Annotated in this window: 20 protein-coding genes; 15 read left to right on the top strand and 5 right to left on the bottom strand. The window is 65.1% G+C overall.

Translation table 11 applies throughout. The annotated features are described in order from the left end of the window. Nucleotides 1-295: 295 nt before the first annotated feature. From B8446_RS05505 to spt, 5 genes are all read left to right on the top strand, one after another. Nucleotides 296-1,630 carry a lipopolysaccharide biosynthesis protein gene (locus B8446_RS05505; RefSeq protein ID WP_241767643.1) on the top strand — a complete coding sequence of 445 codons (1,335 nt, stop codon included), beginning with the start codon at nt 296-298 and terminating at the stop codon, nt 1,628-1,630. Nucleotides 1,631-1,632: 2 nt separating this feature from the next. Further along, nucleotides 1,633-2,763 (top strand): hypothetical protein, encoded by a 1,131-nt coding sequence (locus B8446_RS05500; RefSeq protein ID WP_048848103.1) that lies wholly within the window; start codon nt 1,633-1,635, stop codon nt 2,761-2,763. 77 nt (nt 2,764-2,840) lie between these two features. Further along, nucleotides 2,841-4,670, top strand: a complete 1,830-nt coding sequence (locus tag B8446_RS05495) for a fatty acyl-AMP ligase (RefSeq protein WP_084712098.1) — start codon at nt 2,841-2,843, stop codon at nt 4,668-4,670. Between the two features lie 41 nt (nt 4,671-4,711). After that, nucleotides 4,712-4,969: an acyl carrier protein gene (locus B8446_RS05490; protein ID WP_048847965.1), complete on the top strand. Its 258-nt coding sequence runs from the start codon at nt 4,712-4,714 to the stop codon at nt 4,967-4,969. Continuing rightward, on the top strand, nt 4,966-6,174 hold the full coding sequence (gene spt / locus B8446_RS05485; RefSeq protein ID WP_048847963.1) for a serine palmitoyltransferase: 1,209 nt from the start codon (nt 4,966-4,968) through the stop codon (nt 6,172-6,174). Before B8446_RS05490 ends, spt begins: the two co-directional genes overlap by 4 nt. Before the next feature lie 46 nt (nt 6,175-6,220). Here spt and B8446_RS05480 read toward each other — a convergent pair whose 3' ends face one another. Next, nucleotides 6,221-7,150, bottom strand: coding sequence for a hypothetical protein (locus B8446_RS05480; protein ID WP_048847961.1), 930 nt, complete (start codon nt 7,148-7,150; stop codon nt 6,221-6,223). Beyond that, on the bottom strand, nt 7,147-8,118 hold the full coding sequence (locus tag B8446_RS05475; protein ID WP_241767642.1) for a diacylglycerol/lipid kinase family protein: 972 nt from the start codon (nt 8,116-8,118) through the stop codon (nt 7,147-7,149). Before B8446_RS05475 ends, B8446_RS05480 begins: the two co-directional genes overlap by 4 nt. A gap of 168 nt (nt 8,119-8,286) precedes the next feature. Here B8446_RS05475 and B8446_RS05470 point away from each other — a divergent pair, with 168 nt between their 5' ends. The 6 genes from B8446_RS05470 (at nt 8,287) to B8446_RS05445 (ending at nt 14,251) form a co-directional block, all read left to right on the top strand. Further along, nucleotides 8,287-9,237 (top strand): metallophosphoesterase family protein, encoded by a 951-nt coding sequence (locus B8446_RS05470; RefSeq protein ID WP_084712086.1) that lies wholly within the window; start codon nt 8,287-8,289, stop codon nt 9,235-9,237. Next, nucleotides 9,234-10,406, top strand: coding sequence for an LptF/LptG family permease (locus B8446_RS05465; RefSeq protein ID WP_048847958.1), 1,173 nt, complete (start codon nt 9,234-9,236; stop codon nt 10,404-10,406). Before B8446_RS05470 ends, B8446_RS05465 begins: the two co-directional genes overlap by 4 nt. Continuing rightward, entirely contained in the window at nt 10,403-11,506 is a 1,104-nt protein-coding gene (locus B8446_RS05460; RefSeq protein ID WP_158507526.1) for an LptF/LptG family permease, read from the top strand. Before B8446_RS05465 ends, B8446_RS05460 begins: the two co-directional genes overlap by 4 nt. Before the next feature lie 122 nt (nt 11,507-11,628). After that, entirely contained in the window at nt 11,629-12,354 is a 726-nt protein-coding gene (locus B8446_RS05455) for a sterol desaturase family protein (RefSeq protein WP_241767650.1), read from the top strand. A gap of 6 nt (nt 12,355-12,360) precedes the next feature. After that, entirely contained in the window at nt 12,361-13,167 is an 807-nt protein-coding gene (locus B8446_RS05450; protein ID WP_048847952.1) for a nucleotidyltransferase family protein, read from the top strand. 4 nt (nt 13,168-13,171) lie between these two features. Then, on the top strand, nt 13,172-14,251 hold the full coding sequence (locus tag B8446_RS05445; protein ID WP_199484046.1) for a glycosyltransferase family 4 protein: 1,080 nt from the start codon (nt 13,172-13,174) through the stop codon (nt 14,249-14,251). Here the strand turns inward: B8446_RS05445 and B8446_RS05440 are convergent. Next, entirely contained in the window at nt 14,241-15,161 is a 921-nt protein-coding gene (locus B8446_RS05440) for a glucosamine inositolphosphorylceramide transferase family protein (protein ID WP_048848095.1), read from the bottom strand. The genes B8446_RS05445 and B8446_RS05440 overlap by 11 nt on opposite strands. A gap of 67 nt (nt 15,162-15,228) precedes the next feature. On the opposite strand from B8446_RS05440, the gene B8446_RS05435 reads away from it, so the two are divergent. The 4 genes from B8446_RS05435 to B8446_RS05420 all read left to right on the top strand — a co-directional run bounded on the left by B8446_RS05435 (nt 15,229) and on the right by B8446_RS05420 (nt 18,069). Then, a complete protein-coding gene (locus B8446_RS05435) occupies nt 15,229-15,735 on the top strand; it encodes an MmcB family DNA repair protein (protein WP_048847949.1) in 507 nt (168 codons plus the stop codon). Between the two features lie 7 nt (nt 15,736-15,742). Continuing rightward, nucleotides 15,743-16,246 (top strand): DUF523 domain-containing protein, encoded by a 504-nt coding sequence (locus B8446_RS05430; protein WP_048847947.1) that lies wholly within the window; start codon nt 15,743-15,745, stop codon nt 16,244-16,246. A 91-nt stretch (nt 16,247-16,337) separates the two neighbouring features. Beyond that, nucleotides 16,338-17,147 carry an inositol monophosphatase family protein gene (locus tag B8446_RS05425; protein WP_048847945.1) on the top strand — a complete coding sequence of 270 codons (810 nt, stop codon included), beginning with the start codon at nt 16,338-16,340 and terminating at the stop codon, nt 17,145-17,147. Nucleotides 17,148-17,220: 73 nt separating this feature from the next. Then, the gene (locus tag B8446_RS05420; RefSeq protein ID WP_048847943.1) at nt 17,221-18,069 is read left to right on the top strand and encodes a lipid-binding SYLF domain-containing protein; all 849 of its coding nucleotides are present in this window, start codon (nt 17,221-17,223) and stop codon (nt 18,067-18,069) included. Nucleotides 18,070-18,148: 79 nt separating this feature from the next. Here the strand turns inward: B8446_RS05420 and B8446_RS05415 are convergent, their stop codons facing one another. Together B8446_RS05415 and mltG are read right to left on the bottom strand one after the other, a co-directional pair. Beyond that, nucleotides 18,149-18,718: a hypothetical protein gene (locus B8446_RS05415; RefSeq protein WP_048847941.1), complete on the bottom strand. Its 570-nt coding sequence runs from the start codon at nt 18,716-18,718 to the stop codon at nt 18,149-18,151. Between the two features lie 50 nt (nt 18,719-18,768). After that, complete coding sequence (gene mltG, locus B8446_RS05410) at nt 18,769-19,758, bottom strand: endolytic transglycosylase MltG (protein WP_048847939.1); 990 nt, start codon at nt 19,756-19,758, stop codon at nt 18,769-18,771. Nucleotides 19,759-19,760 lie beyond the last annotated feature (2 nt).

Genomic DNA, 19,760 nt, shown 5'->3' with positions numbered 1-19,760 from the left:
GTCCGGTGAGCGGGCTTATACGGAGATCCTCACCCCACCGTCAACACGGAAAATCAGAAAAAATGACCTTTCTCGAAAAAGGCCGTTTTCTCTTTCCCCACACGAGCGTGCCCCCATATGAGAGGCGCCCGTAAGAAAGAGACATAAAACGTGTGTTGGGTTCGAACGCGATCGCCGCGACAAACACGCCACAGATCATGACCATCCGATGACAGCAAAGCTTCCCCCCAGTTCCGATACGAGATCGCCAGACGCCGGGCCGGCGGCACTGAAGAGTGCCGGGCTGAGACGAGTCATGGGCAATCTCGGCGTCCTGCTGAGCGGGCGGGCCCTGAACGCGCCGCTCAGCCTGCTGCATATCTCGCTGGCGATCCGTCTGCTTGGTGGATACGGGTTCGGCCTCATCTCCATGATCTATGCATTCGCCCGGACCATGGGCGACGTGCTGGACTTCCAGTCGTGGCAGACCGTGCTCCACTACGGGCTCAAACCCCTGACTGCCGGCCGCCTGCGTTCCTTTCACCGGATCGTCGGTTTCAGCCTGTTGCTTGACGGGGTCAGCGGAACACTCGGCTGCGCCATTGCGATCCTGCTCAGCATCACGATCCCGGACCGTCTGGGCTGGCCGCCTGAGCTGAGCACGATCGGCCCGCTTTACTGCATATCCATACTCTTCATGACTGCGGCCACCCCGACAGGCATCCTGCGGACGCTCAACCGATACGACCTGCTGTCGTTCCAAGGCATCACGTCTACCCTGACGAAAGTCTGCGGCATGATCCTGCTGTGGTTCACTCACGGCACGCTGGTCGAAGTCGCGGCCCTCTGGTTCATAGCCGACGGCGTTGCATGGTTCCTGCTGCTGGCTCTCGCCTGGCGGGAACTGCGTCGTCAGAACCTGACCAGGGGTTTCTGGCGCAATGCTTTCAGCGCCGTTCCCGACACAATCACCGGCGTCCTGCCGAAAGAGTTTCCCGGTATCTGGCGCTTTGCCTTCAGCACGAACACGAACTCGACGCTTGCCCTGGCCTTCGGCCACGTCGGCACGCTGATGGTCGGTGCCCTGCTGGGGCCGGCCGAGGCGGGCTATTATCGGATCGCAAGCCAGGTGGCGGCCGGGATCGCCAAGCCGGCGACACTGATCCAGACGACGCTGTATCCTGAGCTTGCCCGCATGTGGCGGGATCGCGCCACAAAGCGCCTTTACCGGCTCGCAGCCCAGATGGCGCTGATTGCTGGTGGACTTGGCACGGTGCTTCTGCTGCTGGCCCTGGTTGCCGGTCGACCACTGCTGAACCTCATCATGGGCCCTCCTTCGCTCAGCGCCCTTCCCGTGATGCTGTGGCTGCTCGCCGCCGAGGTCGTTACCGTATGGGGATTGCCGCTGGAACCCCTTCTGTTCACGACCCACAAGGCCGGCGCCGCTATCGCGGCCCGTAGCCTCGAAGTCGCTTTCTTCCTCCCGGCACTGGTCGTGATGATCCGCTGGTACGGACTCGGTGGGGTCGGTCCCGCCACGCTCTGTTCCGTGATCTTCCTGGTCATCATGCAGTTGGCACTTGTGATGCGATATGCGCAGCAGCACGAGCATGTTGACGCATCGTCCTCTGCTGCCAAAACAGCCGCGTGATGATGAAAATCGCATTCCCATACATCGCCCAGCCTCACCAGACGCTGCACTCGCTGCCGATCGCTATGGAAATCGCGACTAGGCATCCGGAGACCGAGGTCCACGTCGCATGCACGACGAAAGCCCATCTGGACTACGCGCAGTCATTGGGCGCGCTCTATCCCCAGGCGCGGGCACGCTATGATCTGCTTGCCATGCCTGAACGCCTGCGCCGTCATATCGAGCGCAAGGGGCCCGGCGTCCTCGGCAAGCTGGCCAGCCTGTTCCTCAACCGGCGCTATTTCGCGGATTTCAACGCAATCGTCGTGCCGGAACGGACGTCTCTCTATCTCCGTCGCATGGGAATCACCGGCCCACGCCTGATCTGGACACGTCACGGCGCGGGTGACCGTGCGATCGGCTTCGCACGCGACGTGCGCGCGTTCGATTTTGTCCTGCTTTCGGGCCGAAAGGTCGAGCAGAGGCTGTTGGCACAGGGTGCGATCCAGCCCGGACGTTACTATCGCGGTGCGTATGCGAAGTTCGATATCGTCCGCCGCATGGACGCCGATCGCCCGGCACTGTTCGACAATGGCCGACCGACAGTTCTCTATAACCCGCATTTTTCGGCCCGACTTTCGTCATGGCCGATCTGCGGCGCCCGCGCTCTGGAGTGGTTTGCCAATCAGGACCGCTACAACCTGATTTTCGCGCCTCATTATCGTCTGTTCGATCGGCATCGGGCCGCAGGCCGGGCGCTTGTACGCCGCTATGCCGCCTGCCCTCACATGCTCATTGATCCCGGAAGCGCGCGCAGCATCGACATGACCTACACGATGGCCGCCGATCTCTATCTGGGCGACGTCAGCAGCCAGGTGGCGGAATTCATGATCCGCCCTCGTCCTGCCTTGTTCCTGAACGCTCATCAGATCGACTGGCAGCATGATCCGAATTATCGCTTCTGGCATCTCGGACATGTCATCGATACACCCGACGACCTTGGAGGTCAGATCGACCGTGCGTTCGCCGATCACAGCAGCTTCCTTGAGGCGCAGCGGCGATATGTATTAGAAACCTTCGAGTTTCCTGATGATGGCCCGACCGCGCCTGCCGCAGCCGACGCCATTGTCAATTATCTCAAGATTGCAGCCTGAGAAACGCGCGGGAAAGAACCGCAGCATAATCGAGTGGTTCGACAGGAATGGGAGTGCCGCAGGAGTTGTCCGACACCATGATCAAGACGCCGCTTGACGCGCGCGGTTCCCATGAAACTGTGGCATCCCGGAATGCAGCCGCTTCGCCGGCGGCGCAAAACGAGGCCTATGCTGCGGATTCACTGCTGCCGACCCCGACATCCTCGGGGCAGGCAAGGATTCTCGGCGATTTCCCGACTTTTGTTGCAGCCCTGGACTACGCGGCCGAAGGCCGGTCCGGCTTCAATATCTATTCCGGACGCGGCCAGCTGCTGGAACAGCTCGGCTACGCACGCCTGCGCGAAGAAGCCATGGAGACCGCGCATCGTCTGCTCGGCACCGGCCTTGTCCGTGGCGATCGCGTCGCCATCATCGCGGAAAGCGATGGCGACTTCGCGCGCGTATTCTTCGGATGCCAGTACGCAGGCCTGATCCCGGCCCCGCTGCCCCTGCCCGTCGCATTCGGTGGCCGCGAGGCCTATGTCGCGACGCTGCGTGGCATGATTTCCAGCGCCGGCGCGCGTGCAGTCTTCGTGCCGGACATCATCGCAGGCTGGACGTCCGAGATCACCGAAGGACTCGATCTCGCCTACGCAGGCAATGCAACGGGCCTGCAGGATGTCACGCCGACCACGGCCGCCTTGCCTGAAATCGGCCCGGACGATCTCTCCTATCTGCAGTTCTCCTCGGGCAGCACACGGTTTCCGGTTGGTGTTGCCGTCACGCAGCGGGCCGGCATGGCCAATGCCCGCGCCATCGCACGGTATGGACTACGCGTACGCGATGACGGCGATCGCTGCGTCTCCTGGCTGCCGCTCTATCACGACATGGGGCTGGTCGGCTTCTTCCTGACCCCGTTGACCTGCCAGCTTTCGGTCGATCTTCTGCCGACGCGGGAGTTCGCGCGTCGGCCGCAGGTCTGGCTCGACCTGATCAGCCGCAATCGCGGCACGATCGCCTACAGCCCGTCCTTCGGCTACGAACTGTGCGCACGGCGCCCGATTCCGGGACCTCTCGACCTGTCGTGCTGGCGCATTGCAGGCATAGGCGGCGACATGATCCGCCATCATATCCTCGAAGCCTTCTCCGAGCGTTTCGCATCGTCCGGCTTCCCGGCCAGCGCATTCGTCGCCAGCTACGGCATGGCCGAGGCGACCCTTGCCATCAGTTTCGCGCCGCTCGACACCGGCATCGAGACGGACACGATCGACCTGCGTCACCTGGAAATGCACGGTGTCGCCCGCCCCTGCGACGATCCGTCGAATGCGCTGCGCACCTTCATTCTGTGCGGGCGCGTGCTGCCCGAGCACGAGATCGAAGTTCGCGATTCACGTGGACGGGTCCAGCCGGACCGCCATGTCGGCACGATCTACGTGCGGGGCCCGAGCCTCATGCAGGGCTACTTCCAGGCAGAACGCGAAACCCGCGCCGTCCTTGACGACCACGGTTGGCTGAACACCGGCGACCTCGGCTACATGCTGAACGGGCAGGTCGTCGTCAGCGGACGCGCCAAGGACCTCATCATCGTCAACGGCCGGAACATCTGGCCGCAGGATCTCGAATGGTCTGCCGAGACCGAGATCGTCAGCCTGCGCTCACGCGACGTCGCGGTGTTCTCGGTCGACGAGGAAGGCTCCGAGCGCATCGTGGCACTGGTCCAGTGCCGTGCAACGCTCGCTGCCGAGCGCGAGCGTCTCCGCGATGAGGCCGCAAGCCTGTTCCGCCGGCAGCACGGCGTGGAGGTCTCGGTCATTCTGGTGCCTCCGCACACCCTGCCCCAGACTTCCTCGGGCAAGCTGACGCGCGCCCGCGCCAAGGCCATGCTGCTTGCAGGCCAGTTCCCAGAGGTCGCCAGCTCGGCAGCCTGACACGCCCTGTCCCTGAACGTTTTCTAAGGTTTTTCCTCTCCATGACGGACTCCGTCCAGGCCATCTCGGCCCTCATCATCGACAAGCTGCTGGCCAACCCGAAGGTGCCACGCGACATCGACGGCAACAGCAAGATCGTCGAGGATCTGGCTTTCGACAGCCTGGCCGTGATGAATTTCGTCATGGAAATCGAGGATACGCTCGACGTCTCGGTCCCGCTCGACAAGCTGGCCGACATCCGCACGATCGACGACCTTGCCGTCTGTCTTCACAGCCTCAAGCAGGGCGATGCAGCGTGAATGATATTTTCGCCAAGCACGCGGCCCTGAAAGCCGCGCGTGAGTCCTTGGCCGCCCTGTCACCTCGCGATCCGTTCGCACTCACGATCGAGCGTCCGATTTCGGCAACGGTCGGGGTGATCGAAGGACGCGAAACGCTGCTGTTCGGCACGAACAACTATCTCGGGCTCAGCCAGTCTCCCCGCGCGATCGAAGCCGCAGCCGAGACCGTGCGCGCGGAAGGCGTCGGCACGACCGGCTCGCGGATCGCCAACGGTACATACGCGCTCCATCGCGAGCTCGAACGCCGTCTGGCCCGCACGTTCCGCCGCAAGCACTGCATGACGTTCTCGACAGGTTATCAGGCCAATCTCGGCGCAATCTCCGCACTGGCCGGCAAGGACGACTATCTTCTGCTCGATGCCGACAGCCATGCCAGCATCTATGACGGCAGCCGCCTGTCACAGGCGCAGGTCATCCGCTTCCGGCATAACGATCCGGACGATCTCGACCGCCGCCTTCGTCGTCTGAGCGATACGCCCGGGGCACGGCTCGTCGTGGTCGAGGGCATCTATTCCATGACCGGCAACATCGCGCCGATGCGCGAGTTCGCCGAGGTCAAGAAGCGCCATGGCGCCTGGCTGCTGGCGGACGAGGCCCATTCGTTCGGGGTGCTCGGCGAGAACGGACGCGGAGTTGCCGAAGCGCAGGACTGCGAAGCGGACGTGGATTTTGTCGTCGGCACATTCTCCAAGAGCCTCGGCACGGTCGGCGGCTATCTGGTGTCCGATCACGACGGCATCGATACCGTGCGTCTGTGCTCGCGGCCCTACATGTTCACGGCATCCCTGCCGCCGGAAGTGATCGCAGCGACGCTGGCCACGCTCGACGAGCTGGAATCCCGCCCGGAACTGCGCACGACACTCATGGACAATGCCGCACGCCTCCATGCTGGCCTGCGCACAGCAGGTCTTGTGACCGGGTCCCATGTCAGCCCTGTTGTCGCCGTCACGTTGCAGGACGTGCCGCAGGCACTGGCATTCTGGAACGCGCTCGTCGAAGCCGGGGTTTATGTGAACCTGAGCCTTCCGCCCGCGACACCCGACCAGAATCCGCTGCTGCGGTGTTCGGTCATGGCGGCCCACACGCCGGACCAGATCGACCGTGCGGTCGCCGCCTTCAAGACGATCGGCGCCCAGCTCGGGGTCAGCAAGCTGGCTGCCTGAGACCGCAAGGCTCAAGACCGGCCGAGCCAGCCTTGAACGCGCCTGCTCAGCCCTGCCGTCGGGCGCGGAATGCCCGGCGGATGCGCGGCAATACGAACGGCAATGCCAACAGCGGATGCCGCCTGGCGAAGGGGCCAAGATCGAGCGACATCCCTGTGTGGCGCACGATCTTCCAGGAAAGATAATCGGCCCCGTTTTCGAACGTGAATGCAGCCTTCACCAGCCGCATGACATTGAGCACACGTCCGCGCTTGCGAATGCCGGCCCACTTTCGCAGGTACTGCGCGCGATCCGGCACATGAGGACGCACGAGGCTGCCAGCCTGCTGCCATGACAGCCCGGCTGCACTCCAGGCTTCCGTCAGGATCGCCGCAGCGCGCGCGCCCAACGGTCCGTCAAGCAGATGCAATGCGCGATCCGGCTTCTCGACCCGAAGCTCGGCATCATATGTCCGCATCATGAGCATGCGCCAGAAGTCGACCGGGGCCGCAGGCACCACGGGTCCAAGCCGCGCAGCCCAGATGCTCGCCGTCACGACACAACGGCGCACCAGGTCGAGCACGAGATCCGCAGCCGCCGGGTCACGCACCCAGACGAGCCGCGCCGGCTGACAGAACCGGGCCCAGATTGTCGTATCCCGCGACCGCAGGCCGGACCGCGCCCTGAACTGGCGTGCTGTCATGACAGCATATTTCGCCCGCCAGACCCGGCTGTCATGCATGAACTCGAGATAGCCGACATTGGGCGGCAGCAAACGCTGCCCGAGGCGGCCAAAACCGCTTGCAGGCCAGTCCGCGATCTCGTCGACAATGACGTAGAAATCCATGATCCCGGCGGGGTCAGGTGCCCGAAGCGTCGAGCCATAGTAGATGACCGCCAGAACACGGCCCGTCGCGGCAAGCTTGCCCGCCCCCGCCTGTGCCGCAGGATCTGCCGGCGCCGTCAGTTCCGCGATCAGGCGCTTCGTCAGCGTCACGCCGTCACGCTCCGCAGGAAGGAAAAACGCGGGCCGGACTCAAGGGTGATTTCGCCATGAGGCCCCGTATCGAACATCTCGCCATCCAGCACGAAATCACCCGGCGACGCGATGCGGAGCGCCTGCGAACACCCGCTTTCATAATCATCCGACGTCCTGAGCCAGGCGGGTGCGCGCCCGCGCAGCAGGTTCGCAAGAGCGCCCGGCAGCCGCCGCGGATTTGCATGCACATTCAGATAATGCACGCCATCCGCCGTCGTCCCCGGCCCGCGCCAGAACGGCCAGACGCCATATGTCAGCTTCTGCAGGGCCGTCGCCAGAAACAGAAAACTCTTGTCGGCTTGCGCATCCCGGTCGCCATCACGCAGGTGCAGCGCCTCGCCGTCGAGCCATGTGCGCCGTGTCCTGGGGTTCAGCACAAGACCGCCGATCGCGCTGGCCAGCGTCACGCCGACCGCCAGATCATGAGGCGCATATTTCAGGACGCCCGGACTGTGCGCGATGGCGATGGCACGCGCATAGGCTGCACTGCCCTGAAACATTCCCATGACCGGCGCACGATCCGTCCCGGGCCAACGCACCCGGATCGGCGCTCGCACCGCATGCACGATCCGGCGCGGCGTGGCATCGAGTGCATCGAGCGCCGTGGTCCCCCGAAGGCCGAAGCCGACATCGGCGGCGATCAGGTTGGTGTTGCCGGAAGGCAGAATGGCGATCCGGGGCAGATGATCCGCCGGATAGACTTCGGCGATCGCCGTCAGGACATGACTGACCGTACCGTCGCCTCCATTGATCGCAATCGTGTCCACCGAGCGACGCGCGAGTTCCTCGAGCGCGGAACGCAGGGTGTCGAGATCCGTGGTGCGGACGAACGCGGAGCCGAGGCGACGCGACGCCTGCGCCTCGAAGCCATCACGATCCCTGAGATTGAGACGACTGCGCGGATTATGAATGACAGCGAACCGCACGAGCCGGTTTTTGTAACCCCCAGAATGCGCCGCATGAGCATCAATGCGCGCCGCTTTGCGGGCGGCCCATAGCACGGCTATGACGAACGTGCCAAAACGGCCGAGCCGACGCGCCATCCGTCCCACGCCACGATGCTGACGAGACTTCCGATTTCCGAGCCGCGCCCCATGGACCCTGCTGCGATTCGCCCGTCTGACGCCGCGCCCGGCGCGGCGCGTGCCCGTGCGTCCCACGGCGGCACCGCGGTTCTGGCTCACATGTCGGACGTTCACCTGCCGCCGCCGTTGCCGGTCCGCCCGCGCGACCTGCTGAACAAACGCGCACTCAGCCTGCTGTCATGGCAGACGAACCGCCGTCACCATCATCTGGCGGCGATCTCCGATACGATCGTCGCCGATATCGCAGCAGATGCGCCGGATGCGATCGCGGTTTCAGGCGACCTGACGAATTTCGGTCTTACGCAGGAATATGCGGCGGCGGCTGACTGGCTCGAGCATCTGCCAAAGCCGGCCCACGTCGTGCCCGGCAATCATGACGCCATGGCTCCGCAAGCCTGGGACGACGGCCCGGCCCTCTGGTCCCCATGGATGACGCAGCGGTCGAGCGACCTGCCCTATGTCCGCCGGATCGGTCCGCTCGCCCTGATCGGCGTGGACAGCGCGATATCCTCGCCGATCTTCATGGCCTACGGACGTGTCGGCCTGTCGCAACTGGCGCGGCTCGAGCGCATCCTCAAGGCTCTGGCGCCCGAGGGCGTCTGTCGTGTCGTCATGATCCATCACCCGCCCCGCGCCGGGCTGGTCCCCTGGCGTAAATCCCTGCTCGATCACGTCCTCATGGCCGAGACGCTGCGCAGCGCCGGGTGCGAGCTCGTGATCCACGGCCATTCCCACAACTCGACGATCAGCCGCATTCCGGGCACCGATATTCCGCTGCTTGGAGTCGCCTCCGCATCGCTGAAAAGCGAGCAGCCGCTCCGGATGGCCGCGTGGAACCGCATCGCCGTCTCCCGGGACGAGCGGCTCTGGCACATCGATGTGACGCGCCGCGCGCTCGATCCCAACCGCGGCATGCACACCCAGTCGCAAGGCACCTTCGAGCGCCCGGTCGCCGCATGAGCGACACCGTGCGACGCCTGCCCAAACCACTTTCGCGCCTGCTGCCCGGCATGGTGGACCGCTATCTGCTCGCCCAGGCCCTGCCCCCGTTCGTCGTCTCTCTCAGCGCCGTGCTGGCAGCCCTGCTTCTCGAACGGTTGCTGGTCCTGTTCGACGAACTCGCGACCGCCGGAAGTTCGCTGCGGACATTCGTCAGCCTGCTGACCGACCTCCTTCCGCATTATCTGGGCCTCGCCCTGCCGGCCGCGCTCTGCGTCAGCGTGTTCATGATCGTGCGTCGGATGAGCGACAACAACGAGATCGACGCACTCATGGCGTCCGGTCTTTCGCTCGGCCGCGTCGCCCGCCCGTTCGTCCAGAGCGGCGTGATCCTGGGCGCAATCGGCATGTTGCTCTACGGCTATGTCCAGCCGTTCGCGCGATACGACTTCAGGGCAGGCTTCTTCTTCGCGGCCCACACCGGATGGGCACCGCATCTGCAGTCGGGCATGTTCGCCGCGACCTCCAGGGCAGCGATGCTGACGGCAGATCAGGTCAGCGGAGACGGCGTCATCCTGCACCACGTGTTCATCCAAGAGCCCGGTGCACATGAGAACCACATCATCACGGCCGAGCGCGGCGTCCTCCGTACGGGGCCCGATGCCCGCTCCACGCAGCTCGATCTCTGGAACGGCGTCATCCTGACCGACCCGCATCCCGACCGGCCTGCGGACCGTCCGACCCAGACCCATTTCACCCATACCGTCCGCGTCATCACACAGTCCGCGCATGCGCGCGGCTTTCGCAGCCGCGGCGTCGATGAGCGGGAGCTGACGTCAATCGAACTGATCGGGCTGCTGCGTCATCACAAGGGGGATATTCCCCCGGGCCGCCTGCGCGCTGAACTCAACTTCCGGCTCGCCCGAGCCATCGCCATTCCGTTCATTCCTGCGCTTGCCGCAGCCCTGGCCATCGGCGCCAAGCGGCGGCGACCGATCCTGGGCCTGATTGCCGCAGCCCTCATCCTCGTGGGCTTCGATCACACGCTGCAATTCGGCGAAGGCCTCGTCGCCGCGCGTCATCATCGGGCGATCTTCGTCATCTGGATCCCGGAGCTCGTCTTCTGCCTGCTGTGCACGGCCCTGCTCGTATGGCGGTCACATCCATGGCGACGCCGGCGCGCCTCATGAAGGCCCCCTCTTCCCGCACAACGCTGCCGCGCCATGTTCTGGCACGGCATTTCTCCCGCACGTTGCTCGCCCGGAGCGCACTGTCCGGCGGCATCCTCCTGTCGCTCATGGAAATCCTGTCCCTTCTGGAACAGACCAATCCCATTCTCGAGCGTCATCTCGGGGCGACAGGCATCGTCACCTATGCCCTGCTCCATCTGCCGGCGCTCGCAGCAACTGCTCTGCCGCTCGCCGTCATGATCGGTGCCCTGTTCACCCTGACGCAGATGACGCTCGGCAGCGAGATTGCGAGCCTGCGTGCGGCCGGGCTGTCGACCCCTGCGATGTATCGGCTGATGCTGCCCGGCATGGCGATCATGGCCGCCTTCGGCCTCATCCTGCAGGACCGTCTTGCGCCGGAAGGTGAACTCCTGCTCGCACGCTGGTGGTCCGTCACCGATCCGCTGGCCTGCGACACGGCCCATGATTTCTGGTTCCGCGACGGGCCGCACATCATCCATGTCGGCGGCTATGGCGATGCGGGCGCCAGACTGTGCAACATCACGGCGTACAGCCGTGACGCAACGGGAAACCTGACCGACGCCCGGGCCGCGCCCGACCTGCGTTACAACCAGGGCGTCTGGCGGGCGCCTGCGACGCGCAGCCTCCTGCTCGCCACCGACCGCACCCGGGTGAGCGAGCTTCACGGCGCCGCAACATTCGCGCTGGCCGCCCGGCCGGACGAGATCCTGGCCCTGGCACAGCCCTACCCCGCACTGACGACACCGCAGCTCTTCGCGGCTCTCGGCAACCGCCGACCTACCGCCCTGCCGCATAGCGACTATGCAATGATGCTGCTCACACGCCTGCTTTTGCCGATTACACTGTGCGTCATGCTTCTCTTGGCGGTGCCCGTGGTCTATATCCCACCACGCACGGGGACCGGGAGCTGGCTTCCGGTCTATTGTCTCGGCGGCGGCTTCGTCTTCGTCGTGATTCAGGGCCTGTTCCAGGCATTGGGTGAAGCAGGCACGCTACCGGTCGCACTCGCGGCGCTCGCAGCTCCGCTTCTTGCGGGTCTTGCCGGTATCGCCGTCGTGCTGAGAATGGAGGAACGATGAGCCAGTCCGCGCCGCAATCCGCTTCGACGGCCCGACGCGCCCGCGCAGAACATCATGGCCGCACCCCGACACGGGTGCGCAATCCCTCCCTGCGTACCGGTCGCAGCTACGATCTGGGCAAGATGACGCTGCGCGATCTCTGGCTCGCCTATCTGACCTACCCGACGATCCTGCTCTACTTCGCGCTCATCCTCGGTTCGGCCGTCATGTGTCTGCGGACCCATCCGGCCCCATTTGCCGTGCTGGCACCGGTCGCCGCCGTCGTCGCGATCTATCCGATTGCCTGGTATGCGATCCATCGTTTCATCCTGCATGGACAATGGCTCTATCGCAGCCGCTGGACCGCAGCCCTGTGGAAGCGCATCCACTTCGACCATCATCAGGACCCGCATCTGCTCGACGTGCTGTTCGGATCGCCGATCAACACGATCCCGACAATCGCGCTCATCACGGCGCCCGTGGGTTACCTGATCGGCGGCGCTGCCGGCGCATGGGCAGGACTTGCCGCGGGGTTTGCGACAACCTGCGTCTACGAGTTCTTCCACTGTATCCAGCATCTTGCCTACAAGCCACGCTGGGGCTGGGTCGCGCGGATGAAGCAGCTTCATGTGCTGCATCATTTTCATGACGAGGACGGGAATTACGGGATTACCAACTACCTGCCCGATCGCCTGTTCGGCAGCTACTACGGTGCGGCCCGCGACCGGGGACGGAGCGCGTCCGTCTTCAACCTTGGTTACGATCTCACGATGGCCGGGCGTTTTCCCTGGGTGATGAAACTGACTGGCGCGCCGCCGCGTGACCGCCCCGCTGGCAGTCAGCCGCCGCGTTCGACACCGCCGGCCTGATCCATCATGGCGCTCGCTGCCCTCATACTCGCAGGCACGCGCGCCGGCGCAGACGATCCGATGGCACGCGCATATGGCGTGCGTCACAAAGCCCTCCTGCCTGTGAACGGACGGCCGATGCTGGCGCGCGTCGTCGATGCCCTGCGTGCCACGACCGGTATCGGCCGGATTGCGGTCAGCATCGAGACCCCAGCTCCGGTCGAAGCCCTGTTCGGCGAGGATATCGCGGTGCTGCCGGCGGCAGCCGGTCCGAGCCAGAGCATTGCCGAAGGCCTGGATGCCCTCGGTGCGCCCATGCTGATCACGACCGCCGATCATCCGCTGCTCCGCCCGGAATGGATCACGGCCTTCGTCGCGCGTGCCGCGATGCTGACCCCGTCCTGCGATTTCGCCATCGGCATTGCCACGCGCACGGTGATCGAGCGCGATGTTCCGGGAACGCGGCGAACCTACATCACCCTGCGCGACATGGTGTTCTCGGGCTGCAACCTGTTCCTCGCGCGCACGCCGCGCGCCGCCGCCGTCCTCGCGCTGTGGCAGCGAATCGAACATGCTCGCAAGCAGCCGCTGAAGATGGCTGCCCTGCTCGGGCCCGGCCTTCTGGCACGCGCGCTCACCCGCACACTGACCTCGGATGCCCTGTGCGCACGGATCACGCGGCTGACCGGCGCGCGTCCCGCCCTCATTCCGATCGACAATGGATGGGCAGCGGTCGATGTCGACAAACCGGCCGATCTTGCGCTCGTGACCCGGCATCTGGCAGATGCCGCCGCCATGTCCCGTTCCGCAGACAGCTTGTCCTCGACGTCCTGATCCCTTGAGAATCGCCTACATCATCAATTCCGTCGAAGGTGGCGGCGCAGCCCTGCCGGTTCCCGATGTCACGAGACTCATGCGCCGGCTTGGTCACGAGGTCCGGGTCTTTGCCCTGACCCGGCGTGACGGGCGCGCCATCGTCCCCATGGTCGCATCGGGCCTTGGCGTCGATGTACGCGAGGGCGGTGTGCGCGATCATGTATCGGCGTTGCGCTGGCTCCTGCGTGAACTCAGGGACTGGCAGCCGACCCTTCTCTGGACGTCCCTGTCCCGCGCGACACTTCTTGGCCAGATCGCCGGACAACGCCTGCATCTGCCGGTTGTCAGCTGGCAGCACTCCGCGCGCCTGAAGCCGGCAAATGCCTTCCTGTTGCGCGCACGGCGTCATCGCTCGTTGCTGTGGATCGCGGATTCATCATCCGTCGCGGCCCAGACGATCAAGACACTTCGCATTCCGGCGGACGACCTCGTGATCTGGCCGATCTTCCGTGCCGATCCCGCCACCCCGGTCGCCAGGCCGTGGCAGCCGGGCGAGCCGGTCCGCATCGGCACACTGGGACGACTGCATCCCGTCAAGGGCTTCGATGCGCTGATCGAGGCTGCGGCCCTCCTGCGCGAGACATCCGCCCTGCCGCCCCTGTCGTTCAGCATCGCGGGCGAAGGCGCGGAACGAGGACGGCTCGAGGCCTTGGCCCAAGCACGCGGTGTGGACGTCACGTTCACCGGCTACTGCGCAAACCCGCTCGACTATCTGCGGACACTGCATCTCTATGCCCAGCCGTCACACTGGGAGGGGCTTTGCCTCGCCGCCCATGAGGCCATGCTGTGCGGCTTGCCCGTCGTGGCGTCGAATGCCGGCGAGATCCCCTACACCGTGGAACCCGGCAAGACCGGCCTGATCGTGCCTCCAAAAAATCCGCGTGCCCTCGCCGGAGCCCTGCATACCCTGCTCAGTCAGCCCCAGAACCTTGCCGAGATGGGAGCGCGCGCCCGCACGCGGGTCCTCGCACGCTTCGGCGCCGAGGCTTTCGACCGGACCGGAAGCCGCATCATCGACCGCGTCGCAGCCCTCACCACCTGACAGGCGGCATAGCTCCTGAACGCCGCGCGACCGCCCGCCGCAGATCGAACCAATGGCGTCCGGGCCCGATACCCACGCGTTTCACATCGATCAGCGTAACATCGCCCGCGGCGGACAACGTGTGCAGACCATCGGTCAGCGGCCCCAGCGCGGACGGCGCCGCAAGGCGCGCACCGGTCCGTATCTCGACGCGCTCCCGGTCGATCGCGAGATGCAGAAGGCGCACGGCAGCGCCATAGGTTCCAACGCAATCCTGCACCGGCAGGATGATCGCGCCGCCTAGGGAGACTGGCTGTCCTCCCGGGCGGGCACCCGCACGGTCGCACAGCAACGGATTGGCTGGATGTTCGGTCCACGGCCCTGTCAGATTCTCGGCCCAGGCAGCGCAGAGCGTGCCTTGCCGCGACGCTTTCGTGCCCCCGGGCGGCGTGTAGAACATCCACCAGAGTCCATCGTGAAAGATCGGCGACGCGTCGATCGCAGCAATGGGGAACGAAAACTCTTCACACGGAGCCCACGAATCGAGCGAGCCTTGCGCCCGATACAACGAGAGCCGTCCTGACTTGCTGGCCTCGGGCAGGAGATACGCCTCGCCATCCGCTTCGATCGGCACGGGATAAGACAGATGGGTCGCCGTGCGCAGCACGACACGTTGCTCGACCGGCCAGAAATCGCGGTTCAGCTTCAGCCGGACAATAACTCCGTGCCTGTCGCGATAATCATAAGCCTCGGCAAACACATGAAGGGCACCGTCGCGCCACAGTCCGAACGGATCAGCCAGGAACCGCATCGCTCCGACCTCCGGCAGGGCTGTGACCGGGAACCCCTCAAGCGTGCCTGCGGAAACGATGTCGGCAAACGGCGCATCCACGACGGCACAACGCCAGTGATCGGTGCGAAAGAACGGCACATCGCCTCCATCGAAGAGTTCGGCTGCAGCGGTAGCGCGTGTGCATCGCTTTTGCCACAATAGGTGCATGTCGCTCGCCCCCGTGCTCCTGCCGGAAAACCAGCTCGCGATCCGGCGCGCCTGCCTGGCCCTGTGCCGACAGCATGACTGGGCACCGCTCAACGAGTTCACGCTCCCGTCGGGCCGCCGCTGCGACATCATGGCGCTGGCGGCGGACGGAAGCTTCATCTGCATCGAGGTGAAATCCGGTCCGCGGGACTACCTGACGGACCGTAAATGGCCGGAATACCGGGACTGGTCCGATCGGCTGTTCATCGCGATCGACGAACGCTTTCCGCAGACCCTCCTGCCGGACGACCTCGGCATCATCGTCGCCGCAACCGGCATGGTCGCCCCCGCTTCCGGCTACGTTGCCGAATGCGCGATCATCCGCACGACACCGGATCATCGCCTGCCGCCCGCGCGCCGGCGGGCCCTGCAGCAGCGTTTTGCCCGCGATGCAGCACTCCGCCTCGCGGCGCTCGAGGATCCTGCGGTCACGGCTTCCCTGCGCGCCGCGCGTCGGGCCGACTGACGCAGCCATGACGCATTCCACCAAACCACAGGCCAGAATCCTGGTCAGTGCCTGCCTCCTCGGCCGTCCGGTCCGCTACAACGGATCGGCAAAAACCCTTGCCCATGATCTGCTGGCGCGCTGGCAGACAGAGGAGCGTATCGTGCCGACATGCCCCGAACTGGAAGCCGGCTTTTCCACGCCGCGTCCGCCTGCCGAAATCCAGAACGCCCAGTCCGGCGACGACGTACTGTCCGGACAGGCCCATGTCGTCGAAGACACCGGTCGCAATGTCACCGCGCTTTACGAACGGGGCGCACGCAGCGCCTTGGCGACCGCACTGCAGCATGGGTGCCGATTTGCGCTGCTGACGGACGGCAGCCCGTCCTGCGGCAGCCGCTTCATTTATGACGGCGCGTTCGCAGGTCGACGTCACCACGGCCAGGGCGTCACGGCCGCCTTGCTTCGTCAGCACGGGATTGCGGTTTTCGCCGAAAGCGAAATCGAGCGTCTGCGAGACCTCCTGCCCTGACCCGACCACCCGGGCCGAATTGACGCCAGACGGCCCGCGATGCTGGATGGCATCCGATCGTCCCTTTCCTTGCCTCACGGAGCACACCCGCATGCCTCAGCCCGCCGTGTCAGCCACCATCGAAATCGATCGCAGGCTCGCCGCTGCCCGCAGCGTGGTGCACGATGCCGCCGGTCTCGCCATGGCCATGAGGCCGCCGCCGGGCGGCCCGACGGGAACGCAGAAAGGCATGCAGGATTATCTGACCGAGGCTGATGGTGCGGTCGAACGCCTGATTTCCGAACGAATCGGTACCCTGTTTCCCGATGACGGCTTCATGGGGGAAGAAGGCGGCCGGGCGCGGTCGGGTGCGCTGACATGGGTGGTCGATCCGATCGACGGCACATCGAACTATGCGCGCGGGCGGGATCGCTGGTGCGTATCGCTAGGGCTCATGGACGGCGACGTGCCGGTCGCAGGCGTGATCGCGGCCCCGGCGCTGCAGGAAACCTACGTCGCCCGCAAGGGTGCGGGCGCGACCCTGAACGGCAAGCCCCTGCGCGCCTCGCCCGTATCGGACACGAAGACGTCCATGATCGAGATGGGCTGGAGCGGACGCGTGCCGCGCGAGACCTTCATCAGCAAGATGGACGCGATCATGAGGCTCGGTGCCATGCCGCGTTCCGGGGGCTCCGGCGCGCTCGCCATCGCGGATGTCGCCAGCGGCCGTCTCGATGGTTATCTCGAGATCGTCATCAACCTGTGGGATGTGGCCGCGGCCCTTGTGCTGCTCGAGGAAGCCGGAGGCCGCGCATCGCCGTTCCTTCGGGACGGTGGACTGACCGGGGGTGCCACGCTCCTCGTGGCCGCACCCGGAATTGCGGATGCCCTGTCGGATGCGGTCGGCGTACCGTTGTCCTGAAACCACGCTCCGGTCACAATCCGGCGCAATCGTTGCACGATCATTGATGACCTCATCCAGACAGGACTTCTCCATGTCCACACGTTTCCGGTTCACCCCCATCCTGCTTGCAGCCCCATTGGCGCTTGCGGCACCCATGGCGCAGGCAGCCCACGGCACCCAGCAGGCGCTCGTCGACCGGGCGACCCTGACGGTCCAGGACATGTTCCAGTCGGCGAACGCCAACAGTCGCGCACAGCGCTATCTCGCAAGGGCGCGCGCCGTCATGGTCTGCCCTTCGATCTTCCGCATGTCGATCGGCATCGGCGGTTCCGGCGGCGGCTGCGTGCTGGTCTCGCGCGACGCACGCGGCTCGTGGTCGGATCCTGCGTTCTATACGCTCTCCTCGGGCTCGATCGGCGTTCAGCTCGGCATGGACGATTCGGAGATGATCCTGTTCGTCATGAGCGCCCGCGGCCTGCAGGCCCTGCTCGACAGCCAGTTCAAGTTCAATGCCGGCGCGGGCGCCTCCTTTGCGACGCTTGGAACCGGCATCGAGGACAGCACGGCCGGTGTTTCGAACACGGACATCCTTGCGCTGCAGAAATCGCGCGGCCTGTTCGCAGGCGCGGCCCTGGGCGGCTCCAAGCTGACGGTCAACAGCGGCGCCAATCGCAGCTACTATAACCAGTCGGTCGGGCCGGAAGACATCGTCGTCACCATGCGCGTGAACAATCCCGGCGCGGACCCGCTCCGCCGCATCCTCAGTCAGGTCACGCCTGCTCCGACGACACCCGTTCCCCCGTCAGGGCCAATGACAAGCCCCACGACGCCCGCCGCAGGGACAAGCACCAGTCCCTATCCTACGAATTACGACAGCAGCCGCGCCTATGGCACGCGGGTTCCCGGCGTGCAAAGCCAGTCGCTTCCGCCGACGCACTGATCGATACGCCAAGACCGGCTCTGGTCACCCCTGGCGGGCAAAAATTGTCCTGCGCAGCGTCGCGCCGGCCGGTGCGGCGCTAGCGGTGCGCCAAATGGGTCGCAGCAGCGGCCATCCCGAAGACGAGACAGGCGACGCTGGCATACAGCAGAGCCGTCGTGATCCGGTCCTGCGATCGCTTGCGCATCAGAGCCTGACGCAGAGTCCTGTTGGTCGCGACCATTGCCTGGCAGGCGTGCAGTCGGGCTTTCCAAGGATCATGGCTCGCATCTTCCGCAATCGAAAGCGCGGCCTGATCGGGTTCATAGAAATCAGCTGATTTCAGCTTGATCTGTGTCAGGCCGAGAACTGTCCAGATCGCGCCGGCGGCCAGAAAAAACAGGTAGAAGAACAGCAGAACGGCCGGGAAGAAGAACGTGGCGACCGCCATGTCGCGCACATACAGATAAATGAAACGGGCGGCCTCATCGATCTTGAGCGACAACCCGCCTATGACTGCAATGAACACGCTGGATGACGCTGTGGACGACATGCCGGCGGTCATCATCTTCCGCTCTTCCAGCGCAGCCTGTTCGGCGAACTTTATCGTCTCTTCCCGGAGCGCCCGATCCCCGCATTCTTCAGCCACGGCGTCGGCCTGATCGACCATGAGCCCCTTTTCCCGTCGCCGCGACACTGCGCGTCTGTAATCCCGGCCGCCTACTTGCCGCCTTGCCTGCGGAGCGCGACGTTGCGGTTGTGGGCATCAAGCGTCGTCGCAAAGCTCGTGGCGCCCGAGCCATTGGCCACGAAATATTCCGCATCGCTCCGGGCCGGATGAGCCGCGGCTTCAAGGGACGCAAGCCCGGGCGAACAGATGGGCCCCGGCGGTAATCCTTCGACCGTATAGGTATTGTACGGCGATACGAACGAAAGGTCCGCGTGGGTCAGGGCCGCGCGCCCTCCGGCGTCGTCAGCCAACGTGCCGCCTGTCTGCGCTCCATGAGTGACCGCATAAATCACCGTCGGGTCGGACTGAAGCCGCATGTGGTCGCGCAACCGGTTGAGAAATACGCGTGCAACCAGTGGCCGCTCCGCCGCCGTCGCCGTTTCACGCTCCACCATGGAGGCGAGCGTCAACAAGGCCTGCGGATCGGGCACAGACGGATCAGGTTCCCGCTCCGCCCAGACCTTGGCGAGCGCCACCGTCATCATGCCTTGCAGCCTTGCGACCAGCTTCGCCCGTGATGTGCCGTATTCGTAGGAAATCGTCTGCGGCAGCACACTGCCTTCCGCAATTGCCGGCACATCGCCCGCAAGAAACGGTGCAGCACGCAGCAATGACGCGATCTGCATCGCCGTCAGCCCCTCTGGAACGGTCAGAGGATGCTGCACCGGATGGGCATGTCGTAGAATGGAGAGAGTCTCGCGCAGGGACGCGTGAGCCGGAAAAGCGAACTCGGCCGCATGGAGCGCACCGTCGCCTCGTGTCAGGCGAGCTGCCACCTGAAACGCAAGACGTCCCCAACGTCCCGGCTGCACCACGCCTCCGCGCTGGAGCGACGCGGCAACCACGGCGCTGTCGCCGTGATGAACCAGAACGTCACGCGTGGCAGGCAGGGGGCCCGGTGCATCGTAAAGATATCGCGCGCCGAGCCACGCGCCACCTGCCCCCAGCAACACGCAGAGTAAAACCGCAAGCGCACGCATCG

This window comes from Tanticharoenia sakaeratensis NBRC 103193 (assembly GCF_000963885.1).
Lineage (GTDB): Bacteria > Pseudomonadota > Alphaproteobacteria > Acetobacterales > Acetobacteraceae > Tanticharoenia > Tanticharoenia sakaeratensis.
This window is presented reverse-complemented; position numbering and strand designations above follow the sequence as displayed.